Source organism: Streptomyces sp. NPDC057271 (assembly GCF_042668715.1).
In the GTDB taxonomy this organism is placed as follows: Bacteria; Actinomycetota; Actinomycetes; order Streptomycetales; family Streptomycetaceae; genus Streptomyces.
Map to the genome: position 1 here is coordinate 1 of NZ_JBHUYJ010000025.1, position 12342 is coordinate 12342.

The 12342-nt window shown below is 71.7% G+C and carries 10 protein-coding genes; 6 read left to right on the forward strand and 4 right to left on the reverse strand.

The features are described 5' to 3' along the window. Window positions 1–174: 174 nt before the first annotated feature. On the reverse strand, window positions 175–1284 hold the full coding sequence (locus tag ACFUJR_RS14455; protein ID WP_383179340.1) for a WD40/YVTN/BNR-like repeat-containing protein: 1110 nt from the start codon (window positions 1282–1284) through the stop codon (window positions 175–177). Between the two features lie 167 nt (window positions 1285–1451). Here ACFUJR_RS14455 and ACFUJR_RS14460 point away from each other — a divergent pair, with 167 nt between their 5' ends. From ACFUJR_RS14460 to ACFUJR_RS14470, 3 genes are all read left to right on the forward strand, one after another. Then, the gene (locus ACFUJR_RS14460) at window positions 1452–1862 is read left to right on the forward strand and encodes an SsgA family sporulation/cell division regulator (protein ID WP_361666873.1); all 411 of its coding nucleotides are present in this window, start codon (window positions 1452–1454) and stop codon (window positions 1860–1862) included. A gap of 306 nt (window positions 1863–2168) precedes the next feature. Continuing rightward, on the forward strand, window positions 2169–3803 hold the full coding sequence (locus tag ACFUJR_RS14465) for an ABC-F family ATP-binding cassette domain-containing protein (RefSeq protein WP_383179337.1): 1635 nt from the start codon (window positions 2169–2171) through the stop codon (window positions 3801–3803). Between the two features lie 284 nt (window positions 3804–4087). Beyond that, the gene (locus ACFUJR_RS14470; protein ID WP_383179334.1) at window positions 4088–5062 is read left to right on the forward strand and encodes an acyl-ACP desaturase; all 975 of its coding nucleotides are present in this window, start codon (window positions 4088–4090) and stop codon (window positions 5060–5062) included. A 122-nt stretch (window positions 5063–5184) separates the two neighbouring features. On the opposite strand, the gene ACFUJR_RS14475 is transcribed toward ACFUJR_RS14470, so the two are convergent. From ACFUJR_RS14475 to ligD, 3 genes are all read right to left on the reverse strand, one after another. Continuing rightward, complete coding sequence (locus ACFUJR_RS14475; RefSeq protein ID WP_383179331.1) at window positions 5185–5466, reverse strand: WhiB family transcriptional regulator; 282 nt, start codon at window positions 5464–5466, stop codon at window positions 5185–5187. A gap of 135 nt (window positions 5467–5601) precedes the next feature. After that, window positions 5602–6408 carry a VOC family protein gene (locus tag ACFUJR_RS14480; protein ID WP_383179328.1) on the reverse strand — a complete coding sequence of 269 codons (807 nt, stop codon included), beginning with the start codon at window positions 6406–6408 and terminating at the stop codon, window positions 5602–5604. A gap of 287 nt (window positions 6409–6695) precedes the next feature. Then, the gene (gene ligD, locus ACFUJR_RS14485; RefSeq protein WP_383179326.1) at window positions 6696–7715 is read right to left on the reverse strand and encodes a non-homologous end-joining DNA ligase; all 1020 of its coding nucleotides are present in this window, start codon (window positions 7713–7715) and stop codon (window positions 6696–6698) included. A 52-nt stretch (window positions 7716–7767) separates the two neighbouring features. Here ligD and ACFUJR_RS14490 point away from each other — a divergent pair, with 52 nt between their 5' ends. The 3 genes from ACFUJR_RS14490 to ACFUJR_RS14500 all read left to right on the forward strand — a co-directional run bounded on the left by ACFUJR_RS14490 (window position 7768) and on the right by ACFUJR_RS14500 (window position 12120). Next, the gene (locus tag ACFUJR_RS14490; RefSeq protein ID WP_383179324.1) at window positions 7768–8826 is read left to right on the forward strand and encodes an ATP-dependent DNA ligase; all 1059 of its coding nucleotides are present in this window, start codon (window positions 7768–7770) and stop codon (window positions 8824–8826) included. A gap of 714 nt (window positions 8827–9540) precedes the next feature. After that, window positions 9541–9735: a hypothetical protein gene (locus tag ACFUJR_RS14495; protein WP_383179343.1), complete on the forward strand. Its 195-nt coding sequence runs from the start codon at window positions 9541–9543 to the stop codon at window positions 9733–9735. Between the two features lie 390 nt (window positions 9736–10125). Beyond that, window positions 10126–12120, forward strand: a complete 1995-nt coding sequence (locus ACFUJR_RS14500) for an MDR family MFS transporter (RefSeq protein WP_383179690.1) — start codon at window positions 10126–10128, stop codon at window positions 12118–12120. The last annotated feature ends 222 nt before the right edge of the window (window positions 12121–12342 follow it).

Consider the following 12342-nt stretch of genomic DNA (forward strand, 5'->3'; position numbering starts at 1 on the left):
CCCAGCCCTCGAGCGCGGCCCGCTCCTCATCGGTCAGCACCAACTCGGCCTTCGGCCGCCCCATCGCCATACCGAAAGCCTACATCTAAACAGAATTCCAGACTCAGAACACTAGGGAGTGTCGTCAAAGTAGCGCCGGGCAGACGGGACTTTGACGACACGCCCCAGCCCCCGCTAGCGCCTGCCGAGGTGGGCGATGCGCCCCTGCTCGCCGGAGGCCCAGCACGCGCCGTCCCGCGTGCAGTCGACCGTGTCGTACGAGCCGGTGTCGACGGTCCGCCAGGTGTGGCCGCCGTCGGTCGTCAGGTCCGTCCCGGTCGGGCCGACCGCGAGAGCGGCCGAGGAGGAGTGCGGGAGCCAGGCCACACCCGAGCGGTACGCGGGCGGCGGGGCCGTGGCGGCGCTCCACCGGCGTCCGCCGTCCCCGGTGACCGCGGCCGCCTGCGGCGACGGCTGGTCCTTGCGGTAGTCGCCGCCGACCGCGAGCCCGTGCGTACGGTCGCGGAAGGCGAGCCCGAAGACGCCCCGCGCCGGGTCGCCCGCCGGGACGGTCGTCTCGGTGACGGTCCAGTTCAGCCCCCGGTCGCGGGAGTGCAGCACGCGTGCGGTCGCCCCGCCGCCGGTCGCCAGCCAGACGTCCCTCGGCCCGGAGGAGACCAGGCACTGCCCGCTCGCCGCGAATCCGGCCTCAGCGGGCAGCGCGGCCGGCATCCCCGCGTCCGGCAGCACCGCCCAGGACCGGCCGCCGTCCCGCGTGGAGAGGATGCGGTACTTCCCGTCCACGGGGTCGCTCATGGCGAGTCCGTGCCGGTGGTCGAAGAACGTGATGCAGTCGTAGAAGGCCCGCGGGTCGGTGTTGCGGAAGGACTCCGTCCAGGTCGCGCCGCCGTCGTCGGTGCGCAGGACCCGTGACGCCTCGCCCTCCCCGATCGCGAGGACCACGGCGCGCCGGGCGTCGAAGGCCTCCACGTCGCGGAGTTCCAGCTCCCCCGCGCCGGGCGGCGAGACGTTCCGCCAGCTCCGGCCGCCGTCCGTGGTGCGCAGCACCGTCCCCTTCGAGCCCGCGGCCCAGGCGGTCCTGCGGTCGACGGCCGCGAGCCCGCGGAAGCGGGCGTCGGTGCCGGTCTCCGTCAGCTGCCAGCCGGCACCGTGCGCCTCGAACGGAGCCTCCGCGTCCGGTGCGGACCGCGGCGTGCCGTGCGCGGGGGCCGTCAGCGCCAGCGCGAGGGCCGCCGCGCTCAGTCCCGCCGACACCATTCGTCTCGTCTTCCCCTTGGACGTCATGGCGCCGGAAGCTAGCCCACCCCGTGGACCCCGTCCAGAGCGCCTCGTGGGCCATGCGGCGGTGACACAGGTCACGTGACCCTCCAGTGCACGTTCCGGCCCCGTCGTTCGTCTTTCCTTGCGTCAGGGAGACGTCAGGAACCGAAGCCGCGCGACAGGAGCTGGCCTTGTCCACCGTCATCGAGCAGGCCGTTCAGGCCCGTCTGGTCGCATCCGCTCCCCGGATGGAAACCGTCCCCGCCACGTTGCGGTACGACCGCGAGGATCCCTTCGCGGTGAGCATGGCCTTCCCGCCGCCCGCGACGCTGGAAGGCGTCGAGGTGTCGTGGGCCTTCGCGCGCGAGCTGCTCGCCGAGGGCGTGGACGGGCCGGCCGGGCTCGGGGACGTCCGGGTGCGTCCGTACGGCTACGACCGCACCGTCGTCGAGTTCCACGCGCCCGAGGGCGTGGCCGTGGTGCATGTCCGCACGTCCGAGCTGCGGCACTTCCTGAAGCGCTCGCAGCATCTGGTACCGGCGGGGCGCGAGCATCAGTACCTGGACTGGGACCAGGATCTGGCACAGCTCCTGGACGACTGACCGCCCCGCCGCGCGGGCATCACGCCGGCCCCGACCGCCCCGCCGCGCGCGTCCGCCCCGCCCGAACAATTCGATTGCCGCCACTCGGCCCCAGGCGTACCGTCCTGACTGGCCCTGTTGTCGCCCGATCGGAGAAGGCCGTTGCTCGTCTGAGGATGCGAGACACCGTGCCGCGCGTGCCCTGAGCTGCTTCACGCAGCGCCGCGTGTGCCGTCTTCGCCCTCGGCGTACGAGCGTTCCCGCCTGCCCGCGCCCCGGTGTCTCACCCGTTGCCCCCAGCCCACGCTCATGCAACAGGGAGGCCCCATGGCGACCCATCCCACTTTCCTCACCTGCTCCTCCGTCTCGTTCTCCTGGCCGGACGGCACCCAGGTCCTGGACGACTTCCGGCTCGCGGTCGGCCCCGGCCGCACCGGACTGGTCGGCCTGAACGGCTCCGGCAAGTCGACGCTCCTCAAGCTCTTCGCGGGTGAGCTGACCCCCGCCGAGGGCACGATCCGTACGGTCGGCGAGGTCGGCTACCTCCCGCAGAACCTCGTCCTCGACACCGCGTTGCGGGTCGACGAGGCCCTCGGGATCGCGGCGACCCGTGCCGCGCTGCACGCCATCGAGGCGGGCGACGTGGCGGAGGAGCACTTCGCGGCGGTCGGCGACGACTGGGACGTGGAGGAACGGGCCCGCGCCACCCTCGACCAGCTGGGGCTCGGGCACATCGGTCTCGACCGGACCATCGGCGAGGTGTCCGGCGGCGAGTCGGTCCTGCTGCGGCTCGCGGCGCTGCTGCTCGCCCGGCCGGACATCCTGCTGCTGGACGAGCCGACCAACAACCTCGATCTGCATGCCCGCGCCCGGCTCTACGAGGCGGTGGACGCCTGGTCGGGCGTGCTGGTCGTGGTGAGTCACGACCGTCAACTCCTGGAGCGTGTCGACCAGATCGCCGATCTGCGCGAGGGCGAGGTGACCTGGTACGGCGGCACCTACTCCGCCTACGAGGAGGCGCTCGCGGCCGAACAGGAGGCGGCGGAGCGGATGGTGCGGGTCGCCGAGGCCGACGTCCAGCGTCAGAAGCGCGAACTCTCGGACGCTCAGATGAAGTTGGCTCGGCGCAGGCGATACGGCCAGAAGAGCTTCGAGAACAAGGTCGTACCGAAGATCGTCGCCAACAACCGCAGGGCCGCCGCCCAGGTGTCGGCGGGCAAGCACCGCGCCCTGCACACCGAGCGGCTGGCGGAGGCGCGGGAGCGGCTCGACCTGGCGGAGGAGGCGGTACGGGACGACGACGAGATCAGGATCGAGCTGCCGCGCACCAAGGTCCATCCCGGCCGCGAGGTGTTGCGACTGAGCGAGCTGGAACTGCGGTACGGCGCCCGGGTCGACGGCGAGTTCGAGCTGCGTGGACCGGAGCGGGTCGCGCTCGTCGGGCGGAACGGCGCCGGCAAGTCGACCCTGCTGCGGACGATCGCCGGAGAGCTGGAGCCGGTCGCCGGCACAGTCGAGACCCATGTGCCGCTCCGGTTCCTGCCACAGCGGCTCGACGTCCTCGACGACGGGCTGAGCGTGGTGGACAACGTGGCCCGGTTCGCGCCCGAGGCGACGGCGAACACCGTCAGGGCGCGGCTCGCGCGGTTCCTGTTCAAGGGCGCGCGGGCGGACCGGCCGACCGGGACGCTGTCGGGTGGGGAGCGCTTCCGCGCGACCCTGGCTGCGCTGCTGCTCGCAGAGCCGGCCCCGCAGTTGCTGATGCTGGACGAGCCGACCAACAACCTGGACATGGCCTCGGTGCGGAAGCTGACGGCCGCGCTGGAGGCGTACGAAGGGGCGTTGGTCGTCGCGAGCCACGACGTTCCGTTCCTGGAGTCGCTGGGGATCACCCGCTGGCTGGTCCTCGACGGCGAGCTGCGGCCGACGAGCCCGGAGGAGGTCGCCCAGGCGGTTCGGTGACGTCCGCGAGGGGCGGTCGCGGCGCACGGCGCGCCGGCCTTCGCGGCGCACGCCGCGGCGGCCGGCCGCCTGCTCTCAGTAGCCGTGATCACGCCACGTTCGGCATGCCCGGGACCGTGACCTGCCTCTCCGTGCACCGCCACCAGCAGCGCACATAACGCAACGTAACCGGACATCGCCCGTTCGGGCTTGGCCGAGGCCTTACGGGGCCTTAACCTACGGTCTCGTAACCTACGAATCCGTAGGTAATCCCGTATGCCCTCTCTCCGTCCCCAGGAGTTCCCGTGACGCTCACCTCTCCCCACCTCGGCAGCTCGACAGGGTGGACCGACGCGCGGCTGCTCTACGCGCTGGAAGAGGTGGTGGAGACGGAGCTCAACCGGCACCTCAAGGTCACCAAGGACTGGATGCCGCACGAGTACGTCCCCTGGTCCGACGGCCGGAACTTCCCGGGCTTCTTCGAGGACGGCGAGGCCTGGGACCCGTCCCAGTCCAAGGTGACCGAGGTCGGCAAGATCGCCCTCGTGGTGAACCTGCTCACCGAGGACAACCTGCCCAGCTACCACCACGAGATCGCCACCCTCTTCGGGCGGGACGGCGCGTGGGGCACCTGGGTGCACCGCTGGACCGCGGAGGAGGGCCGCCACGGCATCGTGATGCGCGACTATCTGTTGGCCTCGCGCGCCGTGGACCCGGACAAGCTGGAGCAGTTCCGGATGGCGCACATGAGCGAGGGCTTCGAGTCCGACAACCGGCACTCGATGCTGCACTCCGTCGCGTACGTCGCCTTCCAGGAGCTCGCGACCCGCATCTCGCACCGGAACACCGGCCACCAGTCGGGCGACCCGGTCTGCGACCGGATGCTGGCGCGCATCGCCACCGACGAGAACCTGCACATGGTCTTCTACCGCAACCTCCTGGGCGCGGCCTTCGAGCTCGCCCCCGACCTGACGATGCAGGCCGTGCGGGACGTCGTCGTGAACTTCCGGATGCCGGGACACGGCATGCCCGGGTTCGAGCGGGCGGCGGCGCAGATGGCGATCGGCGAGATCTACAACATGCGCATCCACCACGACGACGTGCTGCAGCCGGTGCTGCGCTTCCTCAAGGTGCTCCAGATCGAGGGTCTCGGCCCGGAGGGCCTGAAGGCCCAGGAGGAGCTGGGGCTCTACATGAACGGCCTGGACAGCGAGGCCTCGAAGTTCGACGAGAAGCTGGCGGCGCGCAAGGCGCGCATGGCGGCCCGCGCGGCGGGCTGACCCGCCCCGCCCCGGGTGGGCACGACCCGCCCCCGGGCCTTCTCGGCCCTCAGGCATTCTCGGCCCTCAGCCCCGTGCGAGGCCCGCCCGCTCCCAGGCGCTCGCCGGTACCCGCGTCCCGATCAGGGACGCAGGTGACGGCGGGCGCCTTCCGTGTGCTTCAGCCGCCCCCGCTCCTTCTCCGAGAGGCCGCCCCACACCCCGAACCGTTCGTCGTGCTCCAGCGCGTACTGGAGGCACGCCACCCGGCCCTCGCACGCCCCGCACAGCTGCTTCGCCTCGCGGGTCGAGGAGCCGGGGGCGGGGAAGAAGAACTCGGGCCCGGCCTGGGCGCACAGCGCGTTCTCCTGCCAGGACATGTCGGGGGCGGCCGGGGCGGTCATCACGGTGGTGTCGGTCTGCATGGCCGATACGCTGCCGTTCGGCCGTAAACGGTCCATCAACGTTCGATCAATGCGGCGCGCCGGGCAGACTTCCACGCCGCTTCCGGCCGGCTCGACCGCTTCCGGCGTCTCGGCGCCTCACGCTGCCTCGCCGCTTCACGCCGCCTCTTCGAGCGGGGCGCTCGTGATCACCGCGAAACGTGCGCCGAACGGGTCGGCGAGCTTCGCCATGCGGCCGACGCCCTCCAGCTCCATCGGGGCGAGTCGCACGGTGCCGCCGAGGCGCTCGGCCGCCGCCACCGCCGCGTCGGTGTCCGGGACCTCGAAGTAGACCAGCCAGGCCGGGCCGCCCTCCGCCTCTACGGGGTCGAGGTCCAGAGGGACGACGCCACCGAACATCCCCTCCTCCCCCAGGCCCGCCGGGTACAGCGTGAGGTACGCGCCGGTGTCCTCCGGCATCGGCATCGCGGCGCTCTCCAGGCCGAAGACGGAGTGGTAGAAGGCGACGGCCGCGTCCACGTCCGGGGTGTGGAGCTCGGCCCAGGTCATGGAGTTCGGCCCGTCGACGAGGTCGAGGCCCTGGAACGTACCGGGCTGCCAGGTCGCGAAGCCCGCGCCCGCGGGGTCGGTGAAGACGGCCATACGGCCGAACTCGAAGACGTCCATGGGCTCGAACAGCACCGTTCCGCCGCCCGCCCGGACCGCCTTGGCGGTCGCCTCCGCGTCCGCCGACCGGAAGTACACGGTCCAGGCGGGCGGGCCGCCCTGCCCGGGCTCGACCTGCATACCGGCGGCGACCGTCCTGCCGTCGGAGCGGAACATCCCGTACCCACCCGCCTCCGGCCCCGCGGAGACGAAGTCCCAGCCGAAGACGCCCTGGTAGAAGGCGGCCGCCCGATCGATGTCCGGAGTGCCGAGGTCGATCCAGTTCAGCGATCCGCTGACGTAGCGCGTGGTGAGCATGGCGCTGCTCCTTCGGAGCTCCCGGGGAGTGGGTGACGTCTCCGAGTCTCCCCCGGCCATGGGGCCCGCGCGCGGTCAGGTGGGCGGGGTCGGGGTCGCCCCGCGGCGGAACAGGGCCGTCCGCCCAGTCGTGATCACCCGTGCGCGGGTACGGAGATCCGCGCCGAGGGCCGTCAGAGGGCCTCTCCGGGCCGCTCGAGGCCGGCTCGGGGCCGCTCGGGGCCGGCTCGGGACCGCTCGAGGCCGGCTCGGGACCGCTCGGGGCCAGGTTTGCCGGTGGGTCTTCCTCAGTCCGTCTTCTTCGCCCTGCTCGGCTGGACCCGCTTCGGTTCGCCCGGCATCTTCGGGTACTCCGGCGGGTACGGCAGGTCGCCGAGTCCGTGCTCCGCCTCGTCGCGGCGGGCCAGCTCGAGCAGGCTCTCCAGGCTGAACCGGTGGTCGTCCATGTCGGCGTGGACGTCGCCCACCGCCGCGTACCGGGCCGGCATCGTCCTGATGTCGAAGTCCCGCGGTGTCGCGTCGTCGATCTCGTCCCAGTTCAGCGGTGCGGAGACCGGGGCGTGCGGGCGGGGGCGTACGGAGTAGGCGGAGGCGATCGTGCGGTCGCGGGCGGTCTGGTTGTAGTCGACGAAGATCCGCTCGCCGCGCTCCTCCTTCCACCACTTGATCGTCACCCGGTCCGGCATCCGGCGCTCCAGCTCGCGGCCGACGGCGATGGCGGCGCGGCGGACCTGGGTGAAGGTCCACTGCGGCTCGATCGGCACGAAGACGTGCAGCCCGCGCCCGCCCGAGGTCTTGGGCCAGCCGCGCAGCCCGTGCTCGTCCAGGACGGCGCGCAGTTCGTGGGCGGCCCGTACGGCGTCGGCGTAGTCGGTACCGGGCTGGGGGTCGAGGTCGATGCGCAGTTCGTCGGGGTGGTCGGTGTCCTCGCGCTGTACCGGCCACGGGTGGAAGGTCATGGCGCCGAGGTTGGCGGCCCAGATCACGGCCGCAGGCTCGGTCGGGCACATCTCGTCGGCGGACCGGCCACTGGGGAAGGTGATGTGGGCGGTCGGGATCCACTCCGGAAGGTACTTGGGAGCGCGCTTCTGGAAGAAGGACTCGCCGGTCACCCCGTCGGGGTAACGCTCCAGGGTCGTGGGCCGGTTCCGCAGCGCGCGGGTGATGCCGTCGCCGACGGCCAGGTAGTAGCTGACCATGTCGAGCTTGGTGTAGCCGTGTTCGGGGAAGTACACCTTGTCCGGATGGGAGACGCGTACCGTCCGCTCTCCGACTTCCAGCTCCACCGCTGCCGCCTTGGTCGCCATGCGAGTCAGCGTAGAGCTCGCCCTCATTCCCCGCATACCGGACAATCGGCTCATGGATCTGCCGGTGATGCCGCCCGTGAAGCCGATGCTGGCCAAGGCCGTGAAGAAAATTCCGCCGGGCATGCAGTACGAGGCGAAATGGGACGGCTTCCGGGCCATCGTGCACCGCGACGGCCCGGAGCTGGTGATCGGCAGCCGCACGGGGAAGCCGCTGACCCGCTACTTCCCGGAACTCGTCGAGGCCCTGCTCCCCCGGCTCCCGCAGCGGTGCGTGGTCGACGGCGAGATCGTGATCGAGCACGACGGGCGGCTCGACTTCGACCGGCTCACCGAGCGCATCCACCCCGCCGACTCCCGTGTGCGGATGCTGGCCGAGAAGACTCCCGCCCGGTTCATCGCCTTCGACCTGCTCGCCCTCGGCGACGACTCACTGCTCGACACGCCCCTCACCGACCGGCGGGCCGCACTGGAGGAGGCGCTGCACGGCATCGACGCCCCGGTGCATCTGGCGCCCGCGACGACGGACCCGGAGCTGGCGGCGCGCTGGTTCGAGCAGTACGAGGGGGCGGGCCTCGACGGGGTGATCGCCAAGCCGCTGGACCTGCCGTACCGGCCGGACGCCCGGCTGATGTACAAGGTCAAGCACGAACGCACGGCCGACGTGGTCGTGGCCGGTTACCGCTTCCACAAGAGCGGGCCGGTGGTCGGCTCACTGCTGCTCGGCCTGTACGACGACGGCGGCACCCTCCAGCACGTCGGGGTCTGCGCGGCCTTCACCGCCAAACGCCGCGAGGAGCTGATCACCGAGCTGGAACCGCTGCGGATGGACCCGCCCGACGGACACCCCTGGGCGGCCTGGGCGGAGGAGGCGGCACACGCGGGGGCACGGCTCCCGGGCGCGCCGAGCCGCTGGTCGGGCAAGAAGGACCTCTCCTGGGTGGCCCTGCGCCCGGAACGGGTCTGCGAGGTGGGGTACGACCACATGGAGGGCGACCGGTTCCGGCACACCGCCCAGTTCAAGCGGTGGCGCCCGGACCGCGCGCCGGAATCGTGCGGGTACGCACAGCTGGAGGAGCCGGTCTCGTACGACCTCTCCGAGGTGCTGGCATAGCGGTCAGCGGTCCAGCGCCTCGATCTCCGCCGCGACGTCGGCGAGCAGCGCGGGAACCTGGCGGAGGCCCGGCCGGGAGAGGCGTGCGCGCCTCGCGTACGACCCCGTCCTCGCGTACGACCCCGTCCTCCGCGCACGAGCTCGACGGGGAACCGGGCGCGCAGATCGGGGTGCTTCCCGGCCTGCCTCAAGTCCCTGCGTACGCCCATGAGATGGCCACTGTTCGCGGCGAGCGGGCCGGGAGTGTGCGGGGCCCGATGCCTTACCGGCAAGTCAACTTACTTGGCCGTAACCGGATTTCAACCGCCCTCGCGCACCGGCTCCACACGAGACACACATACGACCGTCCGCTCTGCCGGGAGTGAGATGCTTCACACTCACACACACGGGCCCGAGTCCACGTTCGGTGCACAACCGAGCGATACGGAAGGTCGTTTCAGAAGGAAGATCCTCCCCCGCCGCGCGCACCTGCGGGAACACCGGGAGACACGGTGGGGCGGGTACCGGTGCCGGGCCGGGACCGTCCGCACACCTCGCCGAGCGGAGGACACGCCGTTGCCTCACGGAGACATCCCCGTCTCCGAACCCGGAACGCCATCCTGTACGTATGGAGAGGGAGACCCCGCCCCCGACATCCGTACCCACAAGGACTGGCCCGTGATCACCTCGCCCTCGCCCCTCGTACCCGTCCCGATCCCCGACCGTGTGGCCGCCATGATCGGTTCCTGTCTGCCGCTGCACGTCCTGCAGGCGGAGGTCGACGCCGACTGCGCGGCGCGCGAGGTGCTGCGCTTCCGGGGGCCGCTCTGCGCGGAGGACCGGGCGGACCGGGAGCACGCGCTGTCCACGCTCGCCCGGGCGAACAAGATCCTGGCCAAGCACCACCCGCTGCTTCCGGTCACCCCTTAGGGAGGGTCGTCGAAGTAGCGTCGTCCGCCCGAAGGGCGGGCCCGGCGGCGTCACGGGGGTCCCCCCTGCTCGAGCGCAGCCGAGAGCTTGGGGGAGCGTGCGATCGCAAGGCGGAGGGAGGAGAGCGCAGCGGGCTGCGCCGACGACCGACAACGCGGCGAGCGTGCGTGCCAGACGCCGCCGGGCAGCCGGGACTTCGACGACACGACCTAGCCCGTTCGGGGCGTGGACCCGGCGCCGCACCGGTTCGGACGTCCCCCGCATGCGGGCCGCGTCACCCGGTGTGAGGCTGCGAGGGTGACGACCACCAGCGACGCCGCCCCCGCGCCCCCGGCCGTCGAGCCGCCCGTGCTCGACAGCCGTCGCCGCAACATCGTCTTCGGCACCATCATGCTCGGCGTCCTGCTGGCCGCGCTCGACCAGACGATCGTCGGCACCGCCCTGCCCACCATCGTCTCGGACCTCGGCGGCGCCGCCCACATGTCCTGGGTGGTCACCTCGTACCTCCTGGCCGAGACGGTCGCCACCGTCCTGGTCGGCAAGTTCGGTGACCTGTTCGGCCGTAAGGTGATCTTCCAGATCTCGGCGATCGTCTTCATCACCGGCTCGTTCCTCTGCGGACTCGCCACCAACATGACCCTGCTGATCGTCTGGCGGGGGCTGCAGGGCATCGGCGCCGGCGGTCTGATGGTCACCTCCATGGCGCTCATCGCCGATGTGATCCCGCTGCGTGACCGAGGGAAGTACCAGGGCGCGATCGGCGCGGTCTTCGGCGTCTCCACCGTCGTCGGCCCGCTGCTCGGCGGGCTCTTCACCGACCACCTGACCTGGCGCTGGGCGTTCTACGTCAACGTCCCGATCGCGATCCTGGTCGTGATCGCCGCTGCCCGCACGATCCCCTCCGTGCGCTCCGCGAGCAGGCCGGTCATCGACTACACGGGCATCGCGCTGGTCGCGATCGGCTCCAGTACCCTGATCCTGGCCACCAGTTGGGGCGGGAACGAGTACGCGTGGGGCTCCCCCGTCATCATCGGACTCTTCGTGGGCGGCCTGATCTCGCTCGCCCTGTTCTGCTGGGTGGAGACCCGGGCCGCCGAACCGATGCTGCCCATGCGGCTGTTCGCCAACCCGGTGTTCACCGTCTGCTCCGTCCTGAGCTTCGTCGTCGGCTTCGCCATGCTCGGCTCGATGACCTTCCTGCCGTCCTATCTGCAGTACGTGGACGGGGACTCGGCCACCGTCTCCGGCATCCGGACGCTGCCGATGGTCGTCGGCCTGCTGATCGCCTCGATCTACAGCGGCAACGTGGTCAGCAAGACGGGCACGTACCGGATCTTCCCCATCGTGGGCTGTGCGGTGATGGGCGTCGGCCTCTTCCTCCTGTCCCTGATGGACACCGGGACCAGCGCCTGGCTGGAGTCCCTGTACATGTTCGTGCTGGGCACCGGCATCGGTCTGTGCATGCAGGTACTGACCATCGCCGTGCAGAACACGGTGGACTACGCCGACCTCGGCACCGCCACCTCGGGCGTCACCTTCTTCCGTACGCTCGGCAGCTCCTTCGGCACGGCGGTCTTCGGCACGATCTACGCCAACTCGCTGAAGCCCAACCTGGCCCAGGGGGTCGAGGAGGCGGCCGCGATCGCCGGGCCGGCCATGGACCCGGCCGCGATCGCGGCGGCCTCACAGAGCCCGGACGGGGTGCACGGGCTGCCGGAAGACGTGGCGGCGCCGATCGTCCAGGCATACGCGGACACCCTGCACACGGTCTTCCTCTGGACCGTGCCGGTCGCGGCGATCGGCTTCGTCGTGGCGCTCTTCCTCAAACAGGTCGCGCTCCGGGACACGGCCCGCGCCTCGGCGCCCGACATGGGCGAGGGCTTCGGGTCTCCGACCACGTCGGGCGACTCGGCGAAGCTGCTCGAACTCACCGTCGGAAGGATCCTGCAGAAGACGGATCTGGCGACCGCGCGACGGATCGTCTCCGGCTCGGACACCCGGCTCGACACGGCGGGCGCGTGGGCGGTGATGCAGGTGGAGCTCTTCACCCGTACGGTCGGCCACGCCAGTCTCGGCCTGATCTCCGCCGGACGGCGGGTCCCGCCGGAGGTCCTGCTGCCGGTCTTCGACCGCCTGGTCGACGAAGGGTTCCTGACCCGGGACGGCTCGCTCCTCTCCCACACCCCGGCGGGGCGGCGGGAGGCAGAGGTCATCACCCACGCCTGGGGGGACTGGCTCAGCGACCAGGTCGAGCGGGAGACCGGGCGGCCGAGCGGCCCGGAACTCAGGGCCGCGACGGACGCGATCACGAAGAAGCTGATCGCGGAGGACCTGGCCCAGGGCCTGCCGCGACGCGACCGGGAGCCGGTGGGCGTCACGTCCTGAGACCCAGGGGCCGCAGCCGGACGCTCGGACCGTCCGGCGGTACGCGAGCCGGCGGTCCGGCGGTCCGCAGCCCGGCGGTTCGGCGGCCCGGCGGTCCGGCGGTACGCGACCCGGCGCTACGCGAGCCCAGCAGTCCGGCGGTACGCGAGCCGGCAGTCCGGCAGTCCGGCAGTCCGGCGGTACGCGAGCCGACAGTCCGGCGGTCCAGCGGTCCGGCGGCCC

Coding starts and splice junctions, on each gene's coding strand:
- ACFUJR_RS14455 (WP_383179340.1), bottom strand. CDS start 1,284: ATGACGTCCAAGGGGAAGACGAGACGAATGGTGTCGGCGGGACTGAGC.
- ACFUJR_RS14465 (WP_383179337.1), top strand. CDS start 2,169: ATGGCGACCCATCCCACTTTCCTCACCTGCTCCTCCGTCTCGTTCTCC.
- ACFUJR_RS14475 (WP_383179331.1), bottom strand. CDS start 5,466: ATGCAGACCGACACCACCGTGATGACCGCCCCGGCCGCCCCCGACATG.
- ACFUJR_RS14490 (WP_383179324.1), top strand. CDS start 7,768: ATGGATCTGCCGGTGATGCCGCCCGTGAAGCCGATGCTGGCCAAGGCC.
- ACFUJR_RS14480 (WP_383179328.1), bottom strand. CDS start 6,408: ATGCTCACCACGCGCTACGTCAGCGGATCGCTGAACTGGATCGACCTC.
- ACFUJR_RS14500 (WP_383179690.1), top strand. CDS start 10,126: ATGCTCGGCGTCCTGCTGGCCGCGCTCGACCAGACGATCGTCGGCACC.
- ACFUJR_RS14495 (WP_383179343.1), top strand. CDS start 9,541: ATGATCGGTTCCTGTCTGCCGCTGCACGTCCTGCAGGCGGAGGTCGAC.
- ligD (WP_383179326.1), bottom strand. CDS start 7,715: ATGGCGACCAAGGCGGCAGCGGTGGAGCTGGAAGTCGGAGAGCGGACG.